This is a genomic window from Thalassospira sp. SN3W, assembly GCF_038070535.1.
Classification (GTDB): Bacteria; Pseudomonadota; Alphaproteobacteria; order Rhodospirillales; family Thalassospiraceae; genus Thalassospira; species Thalassospira xiamenensis.
The window spans coordinates 288,482-312,500 of sequence record NZ_CP121124.1 but is presented as its reverse complement, the minus strand read 5'-3'; the positions used below and the strand labels follow the sequence as shown (position 1 = coordinate 312,500).

General features: G+C 51.3%; 21 protein-coding genes (1 of these 21 only partly in view). 2 read left to right on the top strand and 19 right to left on the bottom strand.

Going from position 1 to position 24,019, the window contains the following annotated elements; genetic code table 11:
- Positions 1–198 carry the 5' portion of a hypothetical protein gene (locus P8T57_RS01255; protein WP_341364360.1) on the bottom strand. 780 nt of this gene lie to the left of the window's left edge, so the window shows 198 of its 978 coding nt (coding positions 1–198); the start codon lies at positions 196–198; the stop codon falls past the left edge of the window.
- Positions 198–2,477 carry an AAA family ATPase gene (locus tag P8T57_RS01250; protein WP_341364359.1) on the bottom strand — a complete coding sequence of 760 codons (2,280 nt, stop codon included), beginning with the start codon at positions 2,475–2,477 and terminating at the stop codon, positions 198–200. The genes P8T57_RS01255 and P8T57_RS01250 overlap by 1 nt, the downstream gene beginning before the upstream one ends.
- Positions 2,478–2,567: 90 nt before the next feature.
- Between P8T57_RS01250 and P8T57_RS01245 the strand changes: the two genes are divergently transcribed.
- Complete coding sequence (locus P8T57_RS01245) at positions 2,568–4,133, top strand: ATP-binding protein (protein WP_341364358.1); 1,566 nt, start codon at positions 2,568–2,570, stop codon at positions 4,131–4,133.
- Positions 4,134–4,173: 40 nt separating this feature from the next.
- On the opposite strand, the gene P8T57_RS01240 is transcribed toward P8T57_RS01245, so the two are convergent.
- The 13 genes from P8T57_RS01240 to P8T57_RS01180 form a co-directional block, all read right to left on the bottom strand.
- Positions 4,174–5,325 (bottom strand): hypothetical protein, encoded by a 1,152-nt coding sequence (locus tag P8T57_RS01240; RefSeq protein ID WP_341364357.1) that lies wholly within the window; start codon positions 5,323–5,325, stop codon positions 4,174–4,176.
- 338 nt (positions 5,326–5,663) lie between these two features.
- The gene (locus P8T57_RS01235) at positions 5,664–5,903 is read right to left on the bottom strand and encodes a helix-turn-helix domain-containing protein (protein WP_114104538.1); all 240 of its coding nucleotides are present in this window, start codon (positions 5,901–5,903) and stop codon (positions 5,664–5,666) included.
- A 93-nt stretch (positions 5,904–5,996) separates the two neighbouring features.
- A complete protein-coding gene (locus tag P8T57_RS01230; RefSeq protein WP_341364356.1) occupies positions 5,997–6,704 on the bottom strand; it encodes a hypothetical protein in 708 nt (235 codons plus the stop codon).
- Positions 6,705–6,971: 267 nt separating this feature from the next.
- On the bottom strand, positions 6,972–7,766 hold the full coding sequence (locus P8T57_RS01225; RefSeq protein WP_341364355.1) for a pentapeptide repeat-containing protein: 795 nt from the start codon (positions 7,764–7,766) through the stop codon (positions 6,972–6,974).
- 91 nt (positions 7,767–7,857) lie between these two features.
- Positions 7,858–9,015, bottom strand: a complete 1,158-nt coding sequence (locus P8T57_RS01220; RefSeq protein ID WP_341364354.1) for a tyrosine-type recombinase/integrase — start codon at positions 9,013–9,015, stop codon at positions 7,858–7,860.
- A gap of 498 nt (positions 9,016–9,513) precedes the next feature.
- The gene (locus tag P8T57_RS01215) at positions 9,514–10,569 is read right to left on the bottom strand and encodes an AbrB family transcriptional regulator (RefSeq protein WP_341364353.1); all 1,056 of its coding nucleotides are present in this window, start codon (positions 10,567–10,569) and stop codon (positions 9,514–9,516) included.
- Positions 10,566–11,588: an oligopeptide/dipeptide ABC transporter ATP-binding protein gene (locus P8T57_RS01210; RefSeq protein WP_341364352.1), complete on the bottom strand. Its 1,023-nt coding sequence runs from the start codon at positions 11,586–11,588 to the stop codon at positions 10,566–10,568. The genes P8T57_RS01215 and P8T57_RS01210 overlap by 4 nt, the downstream gene beginning before the upstream one ends.
- Positions 11,585–12,559: an ABC transporter ATP-binding protein gene (locus tag P8T57_RS01205; RefSeq protein ID WP_341364351.1), complete on the bottom strand. Its 975-nt coding sequence runs from the start codon at positions 12,557–12,559 to the stop codon at positions 11,585–11,587. The genes P8T57_RS01210 and P8T57_RS01205 overlap by 4 nt, the downstream gene beginning before the upstream one ends.
- Complete coding sequence (locus tag P8T57_RS01200; protein ID WP_341364350.1) at positions 12,556–13,491, bottom strand: ABC transporter permease; 936 nt, start codon at positions 13,489–13,491, stop codon at positions 12,556–12,558. Before P8T57_RS01200 ends, P8T57_RS01205 begins: the two co-directional genes overlap by 4 nt.
- Positions 13,492–13,497: 6 nt before the next feature.
- A complete protein-coding gene (locus tag P8T57_RS01195; protein WP_247795358.1) occupies positions 13,498–14,472 on the bottom strand; it encodes an ABC transporter permease in 975 nt (324 codons plus the stop codon).
- A 3-nt stretch (positions 14,473–14,475) separates the two neighbouring features.
- Positions 14,476–16,104: a gamma-glutamyltransferase gene (gene ggt, locus P8T57_RS01190; RefSeq protein ID WP_341364349.1), complete on the bottom strand. Its 1,629-nt coding sequence runs from the start codon at positions 16,102–16,104 to the stop codon at positions 14,476–14,478.
- On the bottom strand, positions 16,101–16,952 hold the full coding sequence (locus P8T57_RS01185; RefSeq protein WP_341364348.1) for an alpha/beta hydrolase: 852 nt from the start codon (positions 16,950–16,952) through the stop codon (positions 16,101–16,103). Before P8T57_RS01185 ends, ggt begins: the two co-directional genes overlap by 4 nt.
- A gap of 66 nt (positions 16,953–17,018) precedes the next feature.
- On the bottom strand, positions 17,019–18,611 hold the full coding sequence (locus P8T57_RS01180) for an ABC transporter substrate-binding protein (protein WP_341364347.1): 1,593 nt from the start codon (positions 18,609–18,611) through the stop codon (positions 17,019–17,021).
- Positions 18,612–18,792: 181 nt separating this feature from the next.
- On the opposite strand from P8T57_RS01180, the gene P8T57_RS01175 reads away from it, so the two are divergent.
- The gene (locus tag P8T57_RS01175; RefSeq protein WP_341364346.1) at positions 18,793–19,560 is read left to right on the top strand and encodes an IclR family transcriptional regulator; all 768 of its coding nucleotides are present in this window, start codon (positions 18,793–18,795) and stop codon (positions 19,558–19,560) included.
- 107 nt (positions 19,561–19,667) lie between these two features.
- On the opposite strand, the gene xylB is transcribed toward P8T57_RS01175, so the two are convergent.
- The 4 genes from xylB to P8T57_RS01155 all read right to left on the bottom strand — a co-directional run bounded on the left by xylB (position 19,668) and on the right by P8T57_RS01155 (position 24,018).
- Positions 19,668–21,128, bottom strand: a complete 1,461-nt coding sequence (xylB, locus tag P8T57_RS01170; RefSeq protein WP_341364345.1) for a xylulokinase — start codon at positions 21,126–21,128, stop codon at positions 19,668–19,670.
- A gap of 65 nt (positions 21,129–21,193) precedes the next feature.
- Positions 21,194–21,883, bottom strand: coding sequence for an HAD family phosphatase (locus tag P8T57_RS01165; RefSeq protein WP_341364344.1), 690 nt, complete (start codon positions 21,881–21,883; stop codon positions 21,194–21,196).
- A gap of 9 nt (positions 21,884–21,892) precedes the next feature.
- Positions 21,893–22,954, bottom strand: coding sequence for a sn-glycerol-3-phosphate ABC transporter ATP-binding protein UgpC (gene ugpC, locus P8T57_RS01160; RefSeq protein ID WP_071240706.1), 1,062 nt, complete (start codon positions 22,952–22,954; stop codon positions 21,893–21,895).
- 11 nt (positions 22,955–22,965) lie between these two features.
- Complete coding sequence (locus tag P8T57_RS01155) at positions 22,966–24,018, bottom strand: NAD(P)-dependent alcohol dehydrogenase (protein WP_341364343.1); 1,053 nt, start codon at positions 24,016–24,018, stop codon at positions 22,966–22,968.
- Position 24,019: the final 1 nt, after the last annotated feature.

The following is a 24,019-nucleotide window of genomic DNA, read 5'->3' as shown; positions in this document are numbered from 1 at the left end:
TCCGTGAAATAGCTTTTCAAGTCGTTGTTTTACTTCATCTGACTTATATACGCGGAAATTGAAAGGGGCACGCTTTTGGCCGGGGGGGATTGGTGCTGCCATGTGAGCTTGGGCGCGTTCGAACTCGGTTTTGCCATCTTTGTTTCGGCTTTTAAGCTCTGACGGGGCAGGTGTTTTACCGCGTGACACGAAGCGCATTATATACTCTCCAGCGCGCTAACGATTTGTTGGCGTACATCTTCTTCCAGTGCATCCAATTCTTTCTTAGTTGCATCCCGTCGTTTTACTAAGAACTTGTGTATGGCAGAAGAAATTAATTGTTGCACTTTAGATGTGCCCAAAGGGAGAGCTCTGTCTACTTGGCTCTTCAGTTCAGCAAGTGTTAGTTTTTCGTCTTCCGATAATGAATCTTCGTCGTCTTGACGGGCTAATATGTCTGCTAACCTAGCAAACTCTCTCTCAACTGTGGGTGAGTCAGTTGTAAACATCTCGAATAGATCAGATGTTAAAAGTTGTTCAATGGTCATTTCTTCAAAGTTATGTAGTTTGGTACGTTCCTCAATAATAAATGGCATGATGTGGTCTGCGCTAAGATTCTGCGCGCGGTTGAAGACGACGACCTCACCGTTGTGCATACCTCTCACACAGAGTGGGTCATGGCTGGTTGCAATAATCAGGGAGTTTGGAAGAATTCTTCGTATTGCTGCCATTATTTGCATTTTCCAACGAGGATGAAGATGAGCTTCTATCTCGTCGATCAAAATTACAGCATGCTGTTCGTCTAACGGTCGAAGGTTGCGGTCGCTGCGTCCCATAAGGCCTTCCAGTATATCGCAAACCATCGCGAGAACGGATCTGTAGCCCGAGGAAGCTATTTCCAGAGGGGTTCGAATAGATGTTCCTGATTGTCCAGGTTCGACTTGGGTTACAAGAAAGCAACGATTGTTTACCCGATCAGGTTCTATTACATCAAATTCTCCATCTATAGACAGTATTTCGCGAAGAGCCCTAACGACCATAGAAAACCTCGCTTCGTTCAAGCTTAGGAGCCATTTTTCCGGGTTTGGGAGTACTACGCTAGGCTCGAAAAGTGTGCCAACGTGTCCAAGCCGCAGAGTGCGCTTCGGACTTGAGCTGTACTGCCTAAATGCGCCATAGGCAAAAACAGGTGGAGTATGAAGAACCTGAAAATCCTCATGGAAATCATTTTCCATGATTAATTTATTCTCATTACTATAATCGAATTTTAGGGTGACGGAGGAATATGCGGGTTTTCTCTCTCCGTTTGCTCCCATGAGATTGGGATCGAGGATAAAGACAGCAGCGGATTTACCAATATTAGTCCGTACCGCTTCTCCACAAAGAGCAAGTGCCACGCTTTCCAATAGTGAGCTCTTGCCGGAGGCATTCTCACCTAAAACAAGCAAAGCTGCGGCATGGGAGGGGTGTTCTCGTTCTGGGTTGGTGCTTATTGGCTCGGGAACAGTTAATTTTATACGCTCTAGTGATTTGAAGTTTTCCAATTCGATAGATGTTAATCGGGGGGGAGGGCCCGATTGTCGAGTTTTTGCTCTTACGGGTTTGAGCATTTCTGGTTGATGAATGTTTTCGATGCACTCTCTCATTGCGTTTCTTCCAATGTCAGTACGCAAAATGTTTTTTAGTTCTTGGCGGATGTTTTCTCTGGTGACTTTGATGGGGCGTCCCAGCTTCTTTGCTGTCCCAATGAGTAATCTTCGAAGTAACAAGTACCAGGTCCCACCGAACTCTAGCTGTTCGAATTCGAGAACAGACGAGTGAATGCCCCTTTCAAACTCGGAAAGCAATAAGTGCAAGTATTGATCGAAAGAGTGTGCTCGAGAGACATTTAACTCCGTTCGATCTAGGCCGAATGTCTGAATGGTTGCGAAAGCAGCCTTTGATATCGGCTGAAGCCGACCTGACAGATCAACACTAAAATGCGATATGTAGGATCTATCTTTGCATGGGTCGATCAGAAGCTTCTTGTCTTTATGCGGGTATCGCCACAAACCATAATTTTCTTCTGCAAATGATTTGAATTCCTCAACTGTTGGTAGCCTGCCCCTATCGTTGGATCTTACAGGAAAATCCCTGCCACTTCGTACAGAGCAATGATCGCAAACGGGGTAATGGTTCGTCCAATCTGTCCTTAGCCAAGCGTAGTAGAGGTGGGCAAACTTTGTTGTGGCGAGCGGGGTTGCTTGTTCGGGTGGCCGAAAAAGCTGAACGTTTAGATGGGTACGGGCTTCGCAGAACGCGCACTTTGAACGAAACAGCTTGTCCAACGCGGCTATGACTTCTTGATCAGGTTTGAAGTAACGAGATGGTGGAGAGGTTTGAGCTTGCCTCGCACTATCTTGAGATAAGAATGAAAGGAGCTCTTGGCGCTCTGTTGTTGCTGCCTTTCCTTGGAAAGCCTTTGGTGGTGGAACTTTCGTTCGGTCAAAATACTGCATAATAGACTGCCTCCATTTTTTTAAAGGGTTGTGATTTTCTGTCGACCTTGCAAGTATTAATTGATTGTTTGCTGCGCGGGGGGGCTCATTATGAAGAGACAAGTCACTATTCTTGATGCTGTTCCATCAAAACGGCTCTTTCTCTCCATTATTGCGGACTATGATCTAAACAAATCAGTTTGTGAGTTAATTGATAACGGATTTGATGTCTGGACCCGCAATGGGCGGCGAGGACCAATCTCAATTGATGTCGTGATAGACTATTTCAATCGCACCATTCGGATAGAAGATAATGCTGGCGGGCTAGCTCGCGATGAATTGAGATATATAGTCGGTCCGGGACAAACCGGTTCCCGCGAAGAAGACGAAACAATCGGAATATTTGGCGTTGGCACAAAAAGAGCCGTTGTCGCCCTAGCTGAGCAGATACGCATTACTACAAGACACCGAGACATGCAGACTTATCAAATTGAATTTGATGACGGTTGGTTGAATGATGATGATTGGTCATTGCCCCTATTTGAAGTTTCAGAAATTGAGCCCGGGACTACTAGGATAGACTTGCAAAGGCTTCGTGAGCCAATAGGAGAAGATCACGAAGAGAAGTTGCGTAAGCACTTAGCGGCAACATATGCTAAATTCATTGATCAAGCTGGAGTGACATTGAAGTTAAATGGAACTGAGATTCGCTCGAGAAACTTCAATAATTGGTCATATCCGCCCGATTACTTACCGCGGCGTTATCATGGAAAGTTGATAACTCCAAAGGGGAGCGAAGTGGAAGTTGAGGTACTTGCTGGTCTGAGCAACGAGTCTAGTCCGACCTCAGGTGAGTATGGGGTGTATTTCTATTGCAATGATAGACTTGTTGCACCAGCTATGAAGACATTTGACGTGGGGTTTTCTAAGGGACAGGCAGGTTTGCCTCACCCAAAGATTGCGCTGACCAAAGTGATTGTCAGTCTCCGTGGTGACGCTGCTGAAATGCCGTGGAATAGTAGCAAATCAGATGTGAGCACCAAGCATCACGTTTTTGTGGCGTTACACGATTGGCTTGTTACAGTTGTTAAGGATTACGCTGCTGTATCAAGGGCGTGGGAAGGTCGGTGGTCTGAGAAAGTTTTTGCCTATCCGACTGGCGATATCATTGATACTGAGATTTTAGATTTTATTTCGGCAAAGCGCTCCTTTCTGCCTGCGCCACCAAAATCGAAACCCAGAATCGCCGAGCGAGTGGCATCAAAGAATGAGAAAATAACTCGGGAAAAGCCATGGATCGCGGGCTTATATGAGGGGGTGGTGGCAGCCAAGGAGGTGGCAAAACAACCTTTTACCCAAGGTAATTGGTTCGCTTTCAACCTGCTGAACTTAACATTGATCACTGCCTTTAAGAGCTACATTGTTCATGAGCAGGATGATGAAGATAGCGAGCTTAATCTTCGTGAGCTTTTGTTAGACAGTAAGCTTGAAGGACTCAAAAGGCGGATTCCGCTTGATGACGATATATGGATAAAACTCCAGAACTTCATGTCTCGTCAGAGAGATTTGCTATACGGGCGCGCAACTCCAACAATAACCTCTATGGAGCTTAATGAAGCTCAATCTCTTGTTGATAGGGTTTTGAAAAATCTGTTTGAAATAGAGACAGAAGCGTAACAGTAAGTTAAAAGATACTGGTTGTAGGATGATTTTTTCTTTATTCTAAAAAATATAATCGTGATCTGGCGCGGTTGTAGCTTTCCCAAAAGCGGCCACCTTCTACGTTGATCAGTCTTTCTAGATTTGTTGAGACTTTCCGGGCGTAGTTTGTTTTCATTTCTTGATCAGATAGTGCTTTTACGACCGCAAGGCCTGCCACATTTCCCTGAATTTGTTGCCAGTAAATGTCTTCTTGTTGTTTGCGGAGTACTTCTTTTAGTTGTCCGGGAAGAAGACCAGAGCGATATTCAAGCAAGTTGTGTTCAAGAGTAGTTTTTACCGCTATCCATAAAGGGTGCGGCAGCGTGCGGCTGACATTCGAAACTACCTGCCCATCATCAATGTAACGCACCTTCTCAGCGGTGTTGACAAACACATCTCCGATACTGTCTTCAAAATCCCTGAAGCTACGCAAGTTGTACTTTTCCTTCAGTTCCTTCTTCCCTGCCCGAAATTCGACACGCCAGACGTGTTTGGTGGTGTCCTTGGGGGCAATGTTCCATACTTTGAACCAGAACGGCGTTTGCTTCTCTATCGCGGCCTTTCGTTTGTTGTAGATTATAACTTGTCGCCCTGGCATCTTCCCAATGGTGATGGATTCCAGTTTGCGGCCTCTGAAAACGGTACTCGGGTGATATTGTTTTTCGCTAACCGCGCCCTTTTCTCCCCAATGGCTGCTAACCTTACTATGACTATGGGCAACGACTTGATCCTGATTGAGTTCAAAGCCTTCCGGCATCAGGAAGTCCATAGCAAAGTCGGCGCGGCGGATGCTCTCTTGAAGCACAATGCAGCCCATATCGGCTGAACGCTGTTGTATGCGCTCTTTGATTTCCTGATAGCTGTGGGCGGCTAGGTTAGCGGCGCGCACCTTTACCGCAATATTCCAGCGAGAAGTATCTTCGCTGTCCATAAAGGTCCATTGTTCGCCCATGAAGCCTGTATCAAAGACAAATGCATAGCCACCCGTCATGCCGTGAGCGGGAACATGGCCGTCGACTTTTCCGGGGCCGATTTCGATGAGTTGGTCCTCACGAGTTTTGGCGGCTTCATCTTTGGCGTTGCGAAGGATTTCTAAGCTTTCGCTTTTCAGTGCGCCTTGGAAGGAAACCTCAAGCGTATCAAAGCCAGCATAAAGAAGTTCAGGCATTTTCTTGGTTCCTTTGGTTGATCTGTAATTCTAGAGGGGGGTGTTACAAGGACCCCCCTCTGGGTTTTCGGGTTTCAGATTTTTGAGGGAAAAAGAAGGCCAGCCCGTTGGGCTGGAATTGTTCGTTTGGCGCTCCGCGCAGGGGGCGCTTTAGGTTTTGGGGCCGGTATTGAAGATCGGCCTTCCAAAATAATTGCTGCGGGCTGTGGAGAGAGTGGAGCAGGGGAGTTGTTTTTCTCCACCTGCTCCTTTTGAGCCTTACGGCCCCAAAATGCCCGACGGCGCGCCCAACCCCGTCGGGCCAAAACTCGTTGATGAGCCTGCCCGCGATGATCGGTTTAGTTTTGGAAAGCTGAGGTGCTGGTAACGGCCAGTTCGTCAGCCCATGCGATCAGGTCGCGACGGCGATAACGGACGGAACGGGCGGATACCTTAATGAAAACCGGACCGCCACCGCGAACGCGCCAATTCTGAAGGGCACGTACTGTGTAGCCGAGAAACTTGGCGGCTTCGACCTCGTTGATCAGGGTGTCGTAGTAGGCGGGATTTTCGATGGTGTTCGTCTGTGCTTGTAGCATGTCATCTCCATTTGGGCTGTTTGCGTTGGAGTGACCGTGCAACAGTCTGTCGACTATTAATAAGACTATAAAACCTGAGGTGTTTTATAGTTTTTAGTCGCTGTTCTTCGCTGCGTTGAACAATGGGTTTACGTGCAATTGAATGGCTTTGTCGCCTAGCCCTCGGTCTGGGTTTTCGTCTTCAGGATAGTGGGCTTTTACCCAAGCGCGAATTGCCGGATAGCAGTGCTTGGCAGGCTTGTTGAAGTCGATTTCTCCAGCCTTGTTCAAGGCGTGAAATGCTGCAATGATGTGATCTTTCCTGCTTGGGCGACCCGCTGGACGGAAAGGTTCGCCATCACTTTGTGCTGTCGTTAAAGCTGGCGCTATTTGCTTTTCGATATGATTGCTGGGGACAAGGCGGACGTTCTCAATTTTCAGGCTTTGTGCCTCGACTAAGCTTTTGTCCCATCGAACCCAACCTCTCCAGAGGTCAGCGGGGACTTCAATCGGTGTATCATTCGCGCGCCGAGGTGTTTCAAAGCCAAATGCTTTGAGATTGCCGTTACCTATGTGCTGCAGAATCTCTCGGCGTACTTCATCAAGTAAATCGTTTTTTGGCTTTATGTCGCCGGTGACCCCCTGAAGTGAGTCCAGAAAGCCTTTCCCACTTTCAAGGTTTGCTTGCAGGCGTTCGAACATTTTGGTGTTCGAGTTTTCTGTGGCGTATTTGCGAAGGGCGCTAACTTTGTCTTGGCTGCCGAAATGAAGATGCGCACTCGCTAATGGTTTGCCCGCGTTCCAGATTTCCCACGCATCCATCGGTTGTTCGCCTTCTATACGTTCCGCTCTATGTGATCTATCTATACAGCATAATCGGATGGAGAGAGTCCAGCGCTTGCCAGCGTATTCAGTCCCTTACGGGTATTGAGTAGTTATTCCGTTACGGGTTTTGACGCGGTGTTGGTAGTTTGGCGTAAGCCCACTTCCCGTAACGTTAGGGGTGCTACCCCTACGTATATGTTACGTAAGGTAAGAGCGTTAAGGTGTCGTGGATAATGGGCCGACCGATTCAATTTCCTTGGAACTCTAATCGCAGATGTTGTTCTGCCAATGAAGGTGTTGCGGCAATACGGGAGGTGGTCCGGCTGGCCTTTGGCAAGCTTGATTAACTTGCAACTGAGAAATGGTAGAATTCTGGAAGTTGGCCCCGGCTATATCGCTATCCGTGAAGTTGGCATGATCCACGCGCGTTTGTCTAAAGTCCGCATACAGAAGGTTTGCGCCTGAGATATCTGCATTCGTTAAGTGGGAGCCTCGCCACTCTGTCATTGTGAGATTGGCATTGCTCAAATTGGCTCCGGTAACATTTGCATCGTAAAATGCTGCGTGTTCCAAATTTGCACCACTGAGGTTTACTTCCATTAGCGTGGTGCCATGAAACTTGGCGTGTTCTAGTTTGGCATTTCCTAGGTTCAATTGGTTAGGGAGTGTCAAACTTGTTATCGAGATGTATTTCATGGATGCACTTTGCTCATTCAGCAAAGTCAAAATCATCGCAATTGTTGCTGAGCCTGAGTTAAAGCCCATGGCAGAAAGTTTTGAAACTTCAGCCATTAGCATTACTCTCTGGATGGCGGTTTGGTCTGCTCGATCTTGCTGCGAGTAATAGAAGGTTATTATCCCGGTAATAATTGCTGTAGCGGCTACTAATTCAAAAGGTAACCGGACCACCGCAAAGTTTCGCCAAATCCAGTACCACTTTCGGCACAGAAACTCAGGGTATGCGAGAAACTGCATGGTATCTGGTAGTTTGTTTCGGACGTCAGAAACTCTGGGCATGTCGTTTCTATCTGAGACGCTACTTTTGTCTTGTTTTTTCAATCGCGTGCCCTTCTATGACTGCGTTCAAAATGATGCGTAGAGACAAAGTCATGCTATTTTAATCTGTAAGAGTTTGCATGCGGATTTATTCTTAGTTTTTGCTGATCATCTTCGCCAAGTGATTGGATATTTTGTTGGCGGCAGCTGTAACGGGATCATCAGCCAGATGCGCGTAGCGTGCTGTGGTTTGCACTTGGCTATGTCCTAGTAGCTTGCCGATCATTGGTAAGCTCTCTCCCATGCCAACGGCGGCAGAGGCATAGGAGTGCCGTAGATCGTGAATGCGTAAGTCATCCAGTCCTGCAGCCGCCCGTATACGACGCCATGGCTTTTGCATATCGGTGATATGAGAGTCCGGTAGCTTACCCGTAATTATGTAAGGGTTGCCGTCCACACGTTCGATATCTTCCAGCACTGAATGGACTTCATCACCAATTGGGACTTTCTTCTTTCCCGTTTTTGAGTCGGGTAGGTGCAGAGCGTTACGTTGAACGTATTCCCATTTTAGGGTTTGGATTTCACCAAGGCGACAGCCAGTCAGGATTAGAAGCCGTATCGCATTGATTGCTGATTGTGACTCCGTGCCTGCCTTCTCGAGGTCGTTCAGAGTTTGCCCAAGTCGAATCAGTTCTTCCCCGCGTAGATAGCGCTCTCGCTTTTCCTCGTTGTATTTTTTGACGTGCCGACAAGGGTTGGACCCGTCCGGGCGCAATCCCCAAACTTCTGCCTGATTGAACATCACGGATAGAACGCCAAGGGTGCGGTTTGCCTGATAGGGTTTGTCACGCAACTTGTGATGCAGGTCGGCAATGTCGGCGCGCTTTACGTCCGCGACTTTGAGGGAGCCAAAAGCCGGATAGATGAAAAGATCAAAGCTGCGGCGATATTCCTTGGCAGTGGAGGGCTTGCAGCGCGTCGGGACATAATCGCTCATAAAGCGTTCACCAAGATCTCGAACTGTTGGTGCACCCTTCTTGCGCTTATAGTCCTCTGCCGGGTTCTCGCCGCGTGCAACAGATGAGAGCAATTGCCGGGCTTCTGCCTTGGCTTCATCTGCTGTAACGGTGCCGTGGCGGCCTAGGGCCTTGCGGCGAGTTCGGCGACTGCTATCGCGATATTGGATCAGGTAGCTTTTTCGGCCCGTAGGCATAACGCGAACGCCAAAGCCGGGCAGGTCGTCATCCCATTCGAAGTAGTCTTTCTCTAGCGGTTTGAGGGCATCTACGGTGCGCTTGCTCAGGCGGGCCATACTGCTTCCTTTCCTAAATATGGAAGCATAATGGAAGCAGATGGAGGCGAAATGCAAGGTTGAATGTGAAGCTATGGCGTAGAGATGTGGGTTATAATTCCCATTTAAACAGCAATATAGCGTGAAATTGAGAAAATGGTGATAGACGGTGATATGGTTGGGAAACTAACTCATAACCTGAAGGTCAGAGGTTCAAATCCTCTCCCCGCAACCAACATTAAGAAAGCCTGCCCTCGTGGCGGGCTTTTTTAATGTCTGGTAGGTGGGAGCGGTCATTTTGAGCCTCTTGTTCAAACCAAGCAAAGCATCGCTTTGCGCCGGTTCAGCGTAGCGCAAAGCGCGTAGCTAAATCCTCTCCCCGCAACCACTTCTGTTATAAATCGCTCCTGTGCGAGATATAACAGAGCCCTAGATCAAAACTCCCCGCTGGGCTTTCGCCGAGCGGGGTGTTTGAGTTTAAAGACAATTTTTGTCAGACAGTTCTGATCCGTCTGATTGTCAGTCGCGTGACGCATGAAAACGTGCGACGAACGATGCCCCCAAAACGACCATTGCGATGCGGCTGATGTGACATAGTGTGACAAATGAAACTTCCAGATTGAGCGCCAAAGCAACCAGGCTCATTTCGGCCAAGCCGCCCGGGGAGAAGGCAAGGAAGATTCCTTCTATTGGTATGTCCAGGACATATTGCAGGGCAAAAGCCATGCAAAGCGCAACCACCAGCAAAATAAGTGTCGAGCCGGCCGAGGTCAGCAATATGCGCAGAATATAGCGTGGTGCGGTCCCGACAAAGCGGCAGCCAACAGTTGTTCCAAGCACGATCTGGGCGATCGCAATCACCGCCGAGGGAACGATGAATGCTGTTATATTCATCCAATGGAGGATGGCGCTCGCAAGCATCGGGCCGATAAGATAAGGGGCGGGCAGACGTATCAGTCGACCGAGAAGTACTCCTGCAGCTATTGCAAAAACAAACCATGCCGCATCTATTGCGATAAGATCATCAAGCGGACGATATGCTGCAGCGCGTGTACCGGTATCAATGCCGGTTACAAGTGAGAGAAGAGGCGGCAGGCTGAAAACGACCAGAAAAATCCGGGAGGAATGCATCAATGCAATGGTGCGTTCATTCCCGCCGCGTTCGGCACCAAGCAAGACCATATCAATCAATCCGCCGGGCATGGCGGAAAAGTACCCTGTTACCGGATCAAGTTTTACGATCCGCACAAGGTAAAAATAACAAAGTGTCGCCGCGATCAGTAGATAGATGGCAAGTCCGATCAATGCTGGCCACCAATGCACAATTCCCGCCACGGCATCCGGTCCAAACTGGGTGCCTAGCATGGCGCCAATGATTGCAGACATCGGCGGCCTTGCGCTTCGGGATCCCGCGATCGGTAATCGCAATATTGCCGCAAGTCCACACGCTGTCATGGAGCCAAGCATCCATGACAGCGGTAGTCCGAGCCAAGTGAAAAGACCGCCTCCTATGGTTCCGATTGCCAGCGCAAATGCAAACGCGCTGTTGCTTTGCCATAGGTTTTTCGGGCTCATGCTGCCTCGTCGTTCAAATGACAGGCCGAATAGTGATGCGGCGCAATTTCCTTTCGTTTTGGGATCTCGGTGCGGCAACGTTCCGTTGCAAAGGGACAGCGCGGATGAAAATGACATCCCGGTGGAGGATTGATCGGACTTGGCAATTCGCCCTTGATTGCTTCGAATTTCCGTTTTCCGGGTCTGATGCGTGGGACTTCAGCCAGAAGTGCCTGTGTATAAGGATGATTTGGTTTTGCGAAGACCTCTTCAACTGGGGCTTCTTCAACCACACGCCCGAGATACATGATGGCGACCCGATCTGAAATATGCTCGACAACACCAAGGTCATGGCTGACAAACAGATAGGTCAAATCAAGCTGTTCCCGAAGATCCATAAACAGGTTTAGAATTTGCGCCTGAATGGATACGTCGAGTGCGGCCACGCTTTCGTCACATACAAGAAAGTCGGGGCGTACGGCAAGTGCGCGGGCAATGTTGACCCTGGCGCGCTGTCCGCCGGAAAACTGGTGAGGCAGGCGTCGTTTCATGTCCGGATCGAAGCCTGCCTTTTGCAGGTATTCGTCAACATAGGCGGCCCGGCTGCCTTTGATCATGCCATGAATGGCTGGCGCTTCTGATACCAGCGTTTCGATATTCATGCGCGGGTTAAGCGCGGCCATCGGGTTTTGGAAAATCATTTGTGCCGCCAGATCCGCGTCACGCAATGCACGACCATTTAACTTTGATCGGTCGGTCCCTTTCCAAAGTACGGATCCTGATGACGGTTGAAGAATGTTGGCAGCAATCCGTCCGAGCGTGGATTTTCCGCAGCCGCTTTCACCAACCAGACCCAGAACCTCGCCACGGCGAATGACCAAATCGACTTCGTCAAGAGCGTGAACTACGGGTGGCGGTTTTGCCGCCCCCAGAGCAATCGATATTCTTGTGGCGATATCCGGTTTTGAACCGAAATGGCGTGAAACCTTGCGGATTTCGAGAAGGGGGGACTCGTTTTGAGGGGTATTAGGGAGGCTCATGCGAGTTTCTCCTCGAACGGATGGAAGCAGCGATGATAGTCCAGCTCATTACCAAATTGTCCCGGACGGACCCGGCAGGCGTCGGTTGCATGTTCGCAACGGGTTCGGAATGTGCATCCTTCGGGCATGCGTGAGAGGCTTGGCGTGACGCCGGGAATCTGGGCAAGGCGAGTGCCTCGGCTGTTTTCGGATGGTACTGAACGTATCAAGCCGCGGGTATATGGATGATGCGGTGCTTCAAGGACTGCGGTGATGTCACCGGATTCGACAATCCGACCGCCATACATGACGGCAACCCGGTCAGCCAGACCCGATACGATAGCCAGGTCGTGGGTGATCCAGATGACTGCAGTTCCCTGTTCTTCCGTCAATTTCTGAAACTCGGAAATGATCTGGGCCTGAATCGTTACGTCAAGTGCGGTTGTTGGTTCGTCGGCAATGATCAGATCCGGGCGATGCAAAAGGGCAATCGCAATGGCGACACGTTGTCGCATCCCGCCGGAAAATTCGTGCGGGTAGGCATCGAGACGTTCTTCGGGGCTAGGAATGCCCACCATCCCCAACGCATCGCGGGCGCGTATCCGGGCCTGCGATGGAGAGACTTTCTCGTGCGCATGGATCGCTTCGGTCATTTGTGTGCCAATCCGCAACACCGGATTTAGCGTCATCATCGGATCCTGAAACACCATGGCAATTCTGCGTCCCCGCAGGCTGCGCATCTGTTCATAGGATTGTGTGGCCAAGTCTTCGCCGTCAAAAAGAATCTGACCTGAGCTTACCTTGCCGGGCTTGTCTACCAGCCCCATGATCGAGAAGCCTGTAACGCTTTTCCCGGAGCCGCTTTCGCCCACCAATCCAAGGACTTCTCCGCGGTTTAGCTTAAAAGAGACTTCGTCAACTGCGCGCAGACCCTGATTTCCACCAATGGGAAACTCGGTGACCAGATCGCGAACATCAAGTAATGGTTTCATCGGGCATTCCTCGGATTGAGAACATCGCGCAGACGGTCACCAACAAGGTTGATGGAAACGATTGTGATCAGCAGCGCAATACCTGGGAAAAAGCTGATCCAGTACAGACCGGAAAGAAGATACTGATAGCCGTTCGAGATCAGCATTCCGAGCGAGGGTTGGGTGACGGATGCCCCAAGTCCAAGGAACGAAAGGGTTGCTTCCAGACCAATGGCGCGTGCAACCTGCATCGTTGCAATCACAATGATCGGTGCGAGACAATTTGGCAGAAGGTGACGCAGCAAAATGCGGTAGCCCGGAATCCTCAGGCAGCGCGCGGCTTCGATGAATTCCTTTTCACGCTCCACCAAGGCGGTGCCACGTGCCGTGCGTGCGTACGTTGCCCATTCGGCAATGATTATCGCAATGACGACGTTGGTTACCCCGTTCCCAAGGATGGCAAGGATCATCAGGGCCATCAGGATAGTTGGAAATGATAGCTGCAAATCCACCAGACGCATCGTCAGCGTTTCTATGCGTCCACCAGAATAGGCGGCGAGCAAACCAGCGGTCGTGCCGATAATTGCAGCGACCAGTGCGGACGCAATTCCGACAATAAGCGACGTGCGCAAGCCATACATGATACCCGACAGGATGTCGCGGCCCTGGCCGTCTGTGCCAAGGTAATACGGTACACCTGAAAAACTTTCGGAACCTGGTGCCAGACGACTGTCAAGAATGTCGAGCTGCATAAGGTCGTAGGGATTCTGCGGAGATAAAAGAGGTGCAAAAACCGCTACGAAAACAACAGTAATCAGACCAACCGTTCCGATCAACGCAGTGGGAGACGAAAGGAAGCGGATAATGGCAGGGCCTATCTTTCTGGGAGGTGGTGCATCGGCGAGCAATGCCGGGTTGTCAACGCCTGTGGTGTCGGCAAGTTTGGCATCCATCACGGATTATCCTTTTCCTTCGAGCCGGACGCGAGGGTCCAGCAGCGTATAGCAGATGTCGATAATGAAGTTCAGCGTCACAAACAGGATCACCATCATCATCAGGTAAGCGACGATCACGGGGCGATCGAGAAGATTGATGCTGTCTATGATGAGCTTGCCCATTCCCGGCCAGCCATAAATGCTTTCTGTCACGACAGAGAATGCAATTAGTGACCCGAATTCCAGACCAATGATTGTCACGACCGGGATCATCAGATTCTTGAGGATATGCACAAGAATGATCCGGGATTCACTCAGGCCCTTGGCGCGCGCGAATTTGACAAAATCCTGCATGATGACTTCCTGCACGCCGGCGCGTGTCAGGCGAAGGATGAGGGAGGTCTTGAATAGCGCCAGATTCAATGCCGGAAGAAGCAGGTGCGAAATACCGTCGGAAGTCAGGAATGACCATGGCGTGCCAAACAGCATTGCAGTTTCCCCGCGCCCATTTGAAGGCAGCCATCCGAGTTGAACTGCAAATAGCAATATAAACATCAGGCCGACCCAGAATGTCGGGAGCGAAAAGCCCAGAATTGAACCCGTCATGATAAGGCGCGACGAAATCCGTTCTGGATAAAGCCCTGCATAAAGTCCGAGAGGTAGACCAACAACAATGGCAATGACCATTGCGCAAAGTGCCAGTTCAAGCGTTGCGGGCAGTCGTTCAAGAATGACCTCCAGCGCGGGACGCTTGTAGACAAAGCTGTCGCCAAAATCTCCCTGCATCAGCCCCTTTATGAAGCTCAGATACTGGCTCCATAAAGGCTGGTCGAGACCCAGATGCTTGATGACCAGTGCTCTTTCTGCCTGGTTGAGATCCGGGTTGATAAGGATATCGACCGGATTGCCGATTACGTTGACACCAATAAAAACAATCAGCGTCATCGCGAAGATGACAAAGGCTGCCTGTATCATGCGCCGGATTAAGGAGGTGACCATATCCTAGCTCCTTTTTGGGGCTTTAATGCTGATCGCCATTCCATCACGCTGCGGATCTGCTGCACCAGCCGATTGCCCATCCTTCACCTGAATGCCGTGTAATGCTGCAAAAGCATAAGCCTGTGGAGAACGTACAACGGTATAGCCGTCATTGCGCAGGTCGCTTGCGACCGAATGTCGAGTTCTGTTGGATATGTCTATCGAATTGGAGACACCGACGATACGGGGAGCCGAGACGGCTTCATGAATATCCATTTTGAAATCGATCATGTTCATGATGCCCTGGGCGACGCTTGGGGCGATATAACTGCCGCCAGGGGCGCCAATTACAATCGACGGGCTTTCGCCATCAAAGACAATTGTTGGTGCCGCGGAACTTGCGCGACGTTTGCGCGGTGCAATCGAAGCTGCTCGGCCCGGGCGCGGGTCAAAGCGCCCCATCAATCCATTATACATGAAACCCAGCCCATCCGTGATTGCACCGGAAGGACTGCCAAGGGAATGGGTCATGGCAACAGCGTTGCCTTCTGCGTCGATAACGGAGATGTGGGTTGTGTCTCGCTGCGACAGGTCCAGGCGCTCGACATTGGCCCGTTCGCCGCGGCGAATGGATTCCGCCAGTTTTGCCGCATGCTCCTTTGACAGAAGCTGTTTGACGGGAACATGAACATATTCGGGATCGCCCATATGCATGTCCTTGTCGATTGTCATTCGCTTCATCGCCTCGAAGAGCGTGCGGATATGCTCTGTCGAACCGTGCGTCATGGCGCCAACGTCGAAGTTCTCCATAATATGGAGCAACTCGATCATCGGAAAACCGGACCCGGGGGGCGGGCTTGATGCAATCCTGTGGCCGCGATAGCTACCCCATACGGGGGCTGCTTTTGAGACGGAATATTGTGCGAGATCATCCAGACCTATCAGTCCGCCATTTCGAGCGAAATCCGATGCAATCTGTTCTGCGATTTCACCATGATAGAAAATGTCCGAGTTGCCGCTTTCGGCAATTCTGCGCAATGTCTGCCCGAGATCCGGGTTACGCAGAATGTCTCCTACACCACGTACACTGCCATCATCGTGGAAATAGATGCGCCGGCCTGTTTCGGAAAAGCGAAGCTTGTCAAGTGTGTTGACCTGCCCGTCACTGGTTTGATCCTTCGTCCAGTACCAGTGCATGTGAGGGCGGATCATAAAACCTTCTTCTGCATGGCGGATCGCAGGCTTGATCAGATCGCCCCATTCCCAGGTGCCGTAGTCACGCAATGCTGTTTCATAGCCCTTGAGTGAACCGGGAGTACAACAGGCAAGGTATCCAATCTCAGAAATATTGTCCTCGAGTATGAACCCGAACCCGTCGCGACTTTGGCCCAGCAGCTTGTTCAGCCACATATCCGGTGTGGATGCTGCGGGGGCAAGGGCATAGAATTCCAGCATTTCATGAATGCCGCGTTTGGGCATGTAAACCTGCATGGAACCAAAGCCACCAATCCCGGACATCTGTGGGTCGACGACGCCCTGAACGAAAGCACAGGCAAGGGCAGCATCAATCGCGTTCCCGCCGCGTTCGAGAACTTCTGCTCCGGCTTCTACGGCTTCGGGTTGTGGCGCGACAATTGTGGCATTGCGGCTCATGCACGTTTCTCCTTGAGGCGTTCGGCAAGAAAGGCCTTCACATGACCCAGTACTTTTAATCGGTCATGGGCAACGCCGGGAACTTCATCAAACGTTACATTAACCCCGGCGCTCTCAAACGAAGCCTTCAGGCTGCGAAGGCGTTCCGGACGGGTGTTTCCGGCATCGTTTGCGCCTTCCATCCAGTATTTCGATCCTGGCTCGTGCATGATTTCCCAGTTTTCAAGATCGACACTGCCGACAACCATTTGCACCGGTACGCGTGCAAGTGCTTCGGCGTCAAACGGTCGACCGAATTTTTCCTGAAGGTCTCGCACGCCAACCCACCAGTCGCGATCGGGATCAAGCAGCGTGACGGAACCGGGGGCACCGATACAGGCTGCCCAAAGGTTTTCGGGGCGCAAGATGGCGAAGCGATGAGTGAAATGACCGCCGCCGGAGAAGCCAAACATGGCAAAACGCGACCAGTCCTGCTGGTACTTCTCAGCCATTTCTGCGACCATCGAGAGAATGATCTCGTCATAACGGATATCGCCTTCGATCATGTATTTGTAACCTGATCGTGCACCATCGCCACGAACATTCATCGGAAAGATCGGGCACAGAATGGCGCAATCATGATACAGGCCGAATTCGGCAAATCCGTCCCGGAATTCAATGGCTGACGTGCGACCTGTGCCATGAACGGCTACCAGAAGGTCAACTTTACGACCATCGGCAGCAGCAGGCGGAACATAAAGCAGCATATGAAAACGGGGATCGGCTTTAGAGGCAAAAATAGCCGTTTCACCATAGTCATATACAGCGCGCGCGCGTGCAGCGGCACCGCTCGTTCCAAGTTCTTGCATTTTTGTCTCCGTGGGGAAATCGTCTTCGGGACATCGGGGGTGCAAGGGCACCCCCGGGGTCTCGCTTTATTCCGTTTTTGCGGAATTGTGGACTTCATAGGCCAGCGTGTATTTATCGCCACGCGGCTTGTAGCTGATATTGGATTTAGCGCCCATGACCACGTTTTCGTAGTGCATCGGAAGCAACCAGTTATCGTTGAAAACCAGTTTTGACACTTCCTTCAAAAGCGGCTCGCGTGCTGCTTCTTCCAAAGTTGATGTGGCTTCATCAAGCAAAGCATTAACTTCCGGGATATTGATACCGCTGCCGTTATAACGCCCGGTACCTTTTTCGGCATCGCGACCGGCAACGATGGCGAGAGCCGGATTAGATACTTCGCCCGTATTTACACCCCATGAACCCAGGAACAGCGAATATTCACCGTCCGAGTATTTGTTGGAATAAACCGACCACGGCAGGACTTCGACCTTGGTGTCAATGCCGATGCGCGAGAACATCTGGCCGGCTGCCTGCAGGACTTCGCTGTCATTGACATAGCGGCCAGACGGGCCGTGGATGGTCATGGCAAAGCCGTCCGGATAGCCCGCATCGGCCAGCAATTTGCGTGCGCCTTCCGGGTCATAGGCAACTTTTTCAACTTCTTCAGAATGACCGAAAAAGCCTTTGGCAACAAACTGATCTGCAACCGTTCCGTTTTTGCGCATTACGCGATCAACAATCGCATCACGATTGATCGCCATAAGAAGCGCTTTGCGAACGCGCTCGTCCTTGAACGGATTGGTGCCCAGTGCCGAGCCATCTTTCGCTGTCACGAACGGTGTCTGATCGCGAGCGACGTCCATGCCAAGATATACAAGACGGGTTGATTGTCCGCGAATGATGTGCATGCCATCACTGCTTTCTACACGATCAACGCCTTCCGCGGGCAAAGCTTCAATCAGGTCCAGGTCACCGGCAAGCAAAGATGCCAGACGACCGCCATTGTCGGGAACCATCCGGATGGTGACATGCGACCATTCTGAAGGGCCCGCAAAATAGTCGTCATTGCGGTCCAGCTCGATCCGATCCCCAGGGGTATAAGAAACAAACTTGAAGGGGCCGGTGCCTGTTGCCGCTTTTCCGTTTTCGAAATCGGCGACACTGGCATCTGCATAGTCAGAGCTGATGATGCGGATACGGCTTAGCGAGTTCAGGATCATCGGATCTGCAACAGTGGTCTCGACGATGACAGCATTTGGGCCATCTGCTGTCACTTCTGCAATATTGCGGGTGTAGGAGGCAAAGGCCTTGCTTTCCTTGTCTCGGGCACGGACCAATGAAGCCACAACGTCTTCGGAGTCAAATGTTGAACCGTCATGGAATTTGACGTCTTCACGAAGCTTGAAACGCCAGTGGGTACTGTCAAGCACCTCCCATGAGGTTGCAAGCTGCGGTTTGTTTTCGGCCGATCCGCCGCGATTGATAAGGCTGTCAAAGATATTGCGGCTTGTGGCGTTGTTGGGGGAGTTTGAATCTTCGTGTGGATCAAGCGAGGTGATGACGGCGGCCATCCCGATAGACAGGGTGGTATCTTCTTGTGCAATGGCTGGAACAGCCGAAGTTGCAAAAAGTAAAATTGCCGAGCCCGTTAAGGCACGTCGTGTCAGTGAATAAAGCACTAGGTGGCTCCCTGATTGGCTGGAGTTCGATGGGTATTTTATTTTTATTTGCGATACGTTCGAGAGCGGATCTCGTGGAGGCATGATGAGAAACGGATTTGTATTGTGTCAAATTTATTTTCTTAGTGTTTCACTCTATGATACATAAAATATAACGTTGAATTTCGAAGGGAGCTGAGCGATGGGGGATGATAATTATCATGTAGAATCAGTTAGTAAGGCGTTCGATCTTTTGATGGCCGTTGCTCGATATCCACATTCTGGTGTGACCGACCTAGCTAAAAAAACTAACTTAACAAAGTCGAGAGCATTCCGTTTGTTGCATACAATGGAACAGCGACAAGTGGTAATTCGGGATAAGGAGAACGGTTATCGGCTTGGAAATTCGATGTTGGTACTCGGAATCACGGCAAGTTCGCAAATCGATCTGGTTAAACTGGCGAACCCCATTCTGGAGGAATTATGCCAGCGGGTGAACGAGACCGTGCAGCTAAGAATACTTGATGGCAACGAAGCCCTTTGTATTGCGAAGTGCGAACCGTCCCGCGATCTGCGTGTACATGCGGTGGTTGGCCGTCGCCGTCCACTTTATGCCGGGTCGCCAAAGGCTCTCTTGGCCTTTCAATCCCGAGAAACGATTGAAAGATGTGTGCCGGCAAAACCGGAGAAATTCACAACCAACTCTTTGGGAACTCGTGGTGCTATCCTTGCCGAATTATCGAAAATTCAACAGCAGCGTTATTGCCTCAGCAGAGGCGAGGTCAGCGATCAACTGGTCTCGATCGCAGCGCCTGTATTCGCTATGGACGGATCGGCGATTGCAGCCCTGAACGTTGCGGCACCTGCGTTCCGAACGCATGATTCCGAACTTGAACATATAATCCGTCTGGTAACGTCTTCGGCAGAGCGACTGTCGGTCGGCTTGGGGTGGCAGAAGGGGCGGATTTAAGGTGAGGTTCTTGGCGGGGTGTTAAGAGGTAGATGATAACTTTACGAAAGTAGTCTTCCCAAAATGAACCCTGTTTTCGAAAAATCCTCTGTCGCGTTCAAACCGCGTTATGATTGTTGCTGGCAGGCTTTTATGAGCGGATAGGCCTTGCGGAAGTTTTGATAGGCAGCGTCGAATGCAGATCGCGAACTTTCATTCGGATCAATGGTTTCATGCACTTCCGGGATGGATATAATCCTGTCAGCAGCGGCACCGGTTGCGGCAGCGATGCCAAGCCTTGCGGCACCCAGAGCCGCACCAAATTCGCCACTTTTCGGAAGAGCCAGGGGAACGCCGAGGACGGTGGCTATCAGCTCTATCCAGTATCGGGAGGCCGACCCACCGCCAATAGCGATCAAACGATCCAGTTTAGCGTTGGTTGCGGCCAATGCCTCAAAGCTGTCTCGCAAACCAAACGCAACTCCTTCAAGCACGGCACGCGTAAGATCTTCGCGGCTCGTTTCGGTCGCCAGTCCTGTGAAGCTGCCACGGATCTCTGCATCGTTGTGCGGCGTTCTTTCCCCCGCCAGATAAGGGAGATAGCGGACAGTGCCGGGTTTTTTCAGGTTGCCATCAAGCTTTGAAGTTAGCTCTGTCGGGTTTTGACCGGTGATGCGTGCAAGCCAGTTCAGACTGTCTGTTGCCGAGAGCATAACGCCCATCTGGTACCATCGTCCCGGGATGGCATGACAGAATGTATGCAACGCGGTTTCTGGTGCCGGATGATAGCCGTCGCGTGCTGATAGCAACACACCAGATGTGCCAAGCGAGACAAATCCCTGTCCTTCATTCTGCGCGCCAATACCACAGGCCGCTGCTGCATTATCACCCGCACCACCGGCAACTGAAACCGGCCCACCAAGACCCCATTTGTCCAAAAGAGCGGGACGCAGGCGACCGGCTTCGTCCGTGCCTTCGACAAGGCGGGGCATCTGATCTTGGCGCATGTTTGCGGCAGACAGCAACGTGTTCGACCATGTCCGATTACCCACATCAAGCCATGAGGTGCCCGCGCTATCCGACATGTCCGCAACATATTCCCCGGTCAGGTAATAGTTAAGATAAGCGGCGGGCAGAAGAACCTTTGCGGTTTTTGTAAAAATATCGGGTTCGTTTTCCCGTACCCATTCAAGTTTCGGCGCGGTAAACCCCGGAAAGACGATATTGCCCGAAATGGCACGAAACGGTTCTTTGGCATCAAGGCGCGCGGCCTGCGTATGAGAGCGCGTGTCATTCCACAGAATACAGGGGCGCAAGATCCGTCCGCTGTTATCCAGAAGTGTCGCTCCATGCATATGGCCGGCTACGCCAATACCCCGCAGCGCGGCAAACTGCGGATAATTATCACGCAGCTCGGCAATGGAATCTTCCAGTGCCGCAATCCAGTCCGAAGGATTTTGCTCAGACCAGCCCGGGTGCGGATGGCTGGCGTCATAGCTGCGTTCCGCTGAGCCTATCGGCACACCACCGTCGTCAATCAGCAGTAGGCGGATACCCGAGGTTCCCAGATCAATTCCAAGAAAAGTCATCCCAAAGCCTTCTGTGGAAATTCAAGCTGCCATATCTTGAGCGATGGCATGCGAATGTGTTGATGTTACGCAGGCTTGTGCAGAATTGCATCTCCAACGTCCAGAAGGCATTCAAAGATTTCTGACGCACCAGCGGATTTAAGCAGTTGGGTTTGATGTGAGCGAATATCATGTAAATGCGTTCCACCTACAAAACCTATAGCTCTCATCCCGGCTGAGATAGCTCCTTTTACGCCATGCGGAGAGTCTTCAATAACAACACAATCTTTGGGATCGGTTGCAATGCCCTCTGCGGCAAGCAGGAATAAGTCAGGCGCGGGTTTGCCATTGACGACCTGCTCGGCACTGTATGCGGTGCCCGGGAAATGCGCGGCAAGACCCGATATTTCAAGAGTTGCCGCCATTCGTCGCAGGGAGCTGCCGGTTGCAAGTGCCGTTTTCATCCCCGCATTGGAAAGCCGATCCAACAACCTTTCCGCATTCTTGATCTGTTGGAGGCGCGTTTGATATTCCTTGAGAAGGCGCGTTTCGACCCGGTCGATAAAATCGTCCGGGCAGGCCTGGCCGAGACGTTCGGAGACATGTCTGCAAATGTCTTGGATCGAAACCCCGAGAAACCGGTCACGGATATCATTAACCGTAATGCCATCAATTCCGAGGCGGTGCATTTCGGTTGCCAAGACCTCAAGTGACAAGGGTTCGCTGTCGACCAGACAACCGTCAAGGTCGAAAATTACTGCGGCAGGTGAATTCATCGGGCTCCCCTATATCCGCAGTTCGGTATCGCGGTCGAACAGATGCACGTTGACCGGATCAATCACATAATGAAGTTCAGAACCGGGGCGTGCAGAGATACGCTGTTTGACCAGGGCGTCAATGAGGTCACCGTTTGATTTCGCAACGATCTGGGTTTCAGAACCTGTTGGTTCAACGACCACGACATTCATTGCAATCCCCTCATCGCCAATGTCGATATGTTCAGGGCGAATGCCGTAGGTCACTGATTTGCCCGTTGGTGTTGTGGTCGGTGGTATCGGCAGGATCAGGCCGTTATCGGATTCAAAGTGCTTCGTGCCATCGCGTTCTCCTATCTTGCCATGAACGAAATTCATCGAAGGTGAGCCGATGAAGCCAGCAACAAAAACGTTTATCGGATTGTCATACAGATCCAGCGGGGAACCAATCTGCTCAACCCGGCCATCACGCATGACGACGATTTTGTCCGCCATGGTCATTGCTTCGATCTGATCATGGGTGACGTAGACAATCGTTGTGCCAAGACGCTGATGCAGTTCCTTGATCTCAACGCGCATGGTCACGCGCAGTTTGGCATCCAGGTTTGAAAGCGGCTCGTCAAACAAGAAGACTTGCGGATCTCGTACGATGGCGCGGCCCATGGCGACACGCTGGCGCTGGCCGCCGGAAAGCTGCTTGGGATAGCGGTCAAGAAGATGGGCAAGATCGAGAATTTCGGCGGCGTCGGTAACCTTTTGCTTTATCTCGCTTTCCGGTCGTTTTGCCATCTTGAGCGGGAAGCCGATATTTTCATACACCGTTTTGTGGGGATAAAGTGCATAGCTTTGGAACACCATTGCAATATCGCGTTCTTTCGGCAGAACATCATTCACGATCCGTCCGCCAATCGAGATGGTGCCTTCGCTGATTTCCTCTAGCCCGGCAAGCATGCGCAACAGTGTTGATTTGCCACAACCAGACGGCCCCACCAGGACGACAAACTCGCCATCCTTGATGTCGACATTCACCCCGTGCATGACCTGAACATTGGCGTAGCGCTTGATTACGTTTTCTATTTTTACGTCGGCCATAAGGCTTCTCCCTATTGCGGCAATTCGATCTGTAATTTGACATCCGCCGGTGGGGCGGATGCTGCGATCTCGAATGCGCGCACGCTGTCTTCGAATGCGAATGTTCTGGTGATTAGGGGTTTTACGTCGATTGCGCTGGAACTCAGCATGGCAACACAACGCGGAAAGACATGGGCATAACGGAAAATATTCTCGATCCGGGCTTCCCGGATCATCGCTGCCCCTGCGTCATAGCTGATCGGATCAGGCTGACCGCCAATCATGACGACACACCCACCTGGGCAAAGGGGTTCAAAAACCCCGGCGGCAGCCTTGGGCGAGCCGGTGGCTTCAAACACGATATCGGCCCCCCAGCCATCGGTGTCGCGTTTGATCACCTCGGGGATGTTTTGGGATTTGACATCAATTGGGATGATCGCGGCACTTAGGGATGCTGCTATTTCAAGCTTTTTTTCGGCAAGGTCGGCGACATACACCCGGGCACAGCCACCGGCCAATGCCGACAATGCGGTGACCAGTCCGATGGGGCCAGCCCCTATGACCACTGCGATATCGCCCGGTTTGATCCGGGCTTTGGTGGCGGCGTGGACACCCACTGCAAGCGGTTCGACCATGGCGGCCTCGGCAAAGGATACATTGTCGGGAAGCTTGAAGGTAAAGGCTTCGGGGTGCACACAGGTCGGGCGCAAAATCCCGTGTACCGGCGGGGTTGCCCAAAAGCGTACGGCCGGATCAACATTATACATGCCAAGGCGGGTTGCCTTGCTGTTGGGGTCGGGGATGCCCGGCTCCATACAGACCCGGTCACCAACGGACAGCGTTGTGACATCGCATCCGGTTTCGATCACGGTGCCGGATGCTTCGTGCCCCAGGATCATTGGCGCAGTGACCACAAATGGACCAATCCGGCCATGGGTGTAGTAATGTACATCCGATCCGCAAATGCCGACGGTATGCATCTTGATGCGCACGTCGCGTGGGCCAAGGACTTCTTCCTCGCGGTCAATGGCAGGAAAATCGCGCAGGGTGATGTCGTCTTTTTTTTCCAGAACCAACGATTTCATG

Coding starts and splice junctions, on each gene's coding strand:
- P8T57_RS01175 (WP_341364346.1), top strand. CDS start 18,793: ATGGGGGATGATAATTATCATGTAGAATCAGTTAGTAAGGCGTTCGAT.
- P8T57_RS01240 (WP_341364357.1), bottom strand. CDS start 5,325: ATGCCTGAACTTCTTTATGCTGGCTTTGATACGCTTGAGGTTTCCTTC.
- P8T57_RS01155 (WP_341364343.1), bottom strand. CDS start 24,018: ATGAAATCGTTGGTTCTGGAAAAAAAAGACGACATCACCCTGCGCGAT.
- P8T57_RS01230 (WP_341364356.1), bottom strand. CDS start 6,704: ATGGATGCGTGGGAAATCTGGAACGCGGGCAAACCATTAGCGAGTGCG.
- P8T57_RS01245 (WP_341364358.1), top strand. CDS start 2,568: ATGAAGAGACAAGTCACTATTCTTGATGCTGTTCCATCAAAACGGCTC.
- P8T57_RS01185 (WP_341364348.1), bottom strand. CDS start 16,952: ATGCAAGAACTTGGAACGAGCGGTGCCGCTGCACGCGCGCGCGCTGTA.
- P8T57_RS01195 (WP_247795358.1), bottom strand. CDS start 14,472: ATGGTCACCTCCTTAATCCGGCGCATGATACAGGCAGCCTTTGTCATC.
- P8T57_RS01235 (WP_114104538.1), bottom strand. CDS start 5,903: ATGCTACAAGCACAGACGAACACCATCGAAAATCCCGCCTACTACGAC.
- P8T57_RS01205 (WP_341364351.1), bottom strand. CDS start 12,559: ATGAAACCATTACTTGATGTTCGCGATCTGGTCACCGAGTTTCCCATT.
- P8T57_RS01165 (WP_341364344.1), bottom strand. CDS start 21,883: ATGAATTCACCTGCCGCAGTAATTTTCGACCTTGACGGTTGTCTGGTC.
- xylB (WP_341364345.1), bottom strand. CDS start 21,128: ATGACTTTTCTTGGAATTGATCTGGGAACCTCGGGTATCCGCCTACTG.
- P8T57_RS01250 (WP_341364359.1), bottom strand. CDS start 2,477: ATGCAGTATTTTGACCGAACGAAAGTTCCACCACCAAAGGCTTTCCAA.
- P8T57_RS01200 (WP_341364350.1), bottom strand. CDS start 13,491: ATGGATGCCAAACTTGCCGACACCACAGGCGTTGACAACCCGGCATTG.
- P8T57_RS01215 (WP_341364353.1), bottom strand. CDS start 10,569: ATGAGCCCGAAAAACCTATGGCAAAGCAACAGCGCGTTTGCATTTGCG.
- P8T57_RS01220 (WP_341364354.1), bottom strand. CDS start 9,015: ATGGCCCGCCTGAGCAAGCGCACCGTAGATGCCCTCAAACCGCTAGAG.
- P8T57_RS01210 (WP_341364352.1), bottom strand. CDS start 11,588: ATGAGCCTCCCTAATACCCCTCAAAACGAGTCCCCCCTTCTCGAAATC.
- ugpC (WP_071240706.1), bottom strand. CDS start 22,954: ATGGCCGACGTAAAAATAGAAAACGTAATCAAGCGCTACGCCAATGTT.
- ggt (WP_341364349.1), bottom strand. CDS start 16,104: ATGAGCCGCAATGCCACAATTGTCGCGCCACAACCCGAAGCCGTAGAA.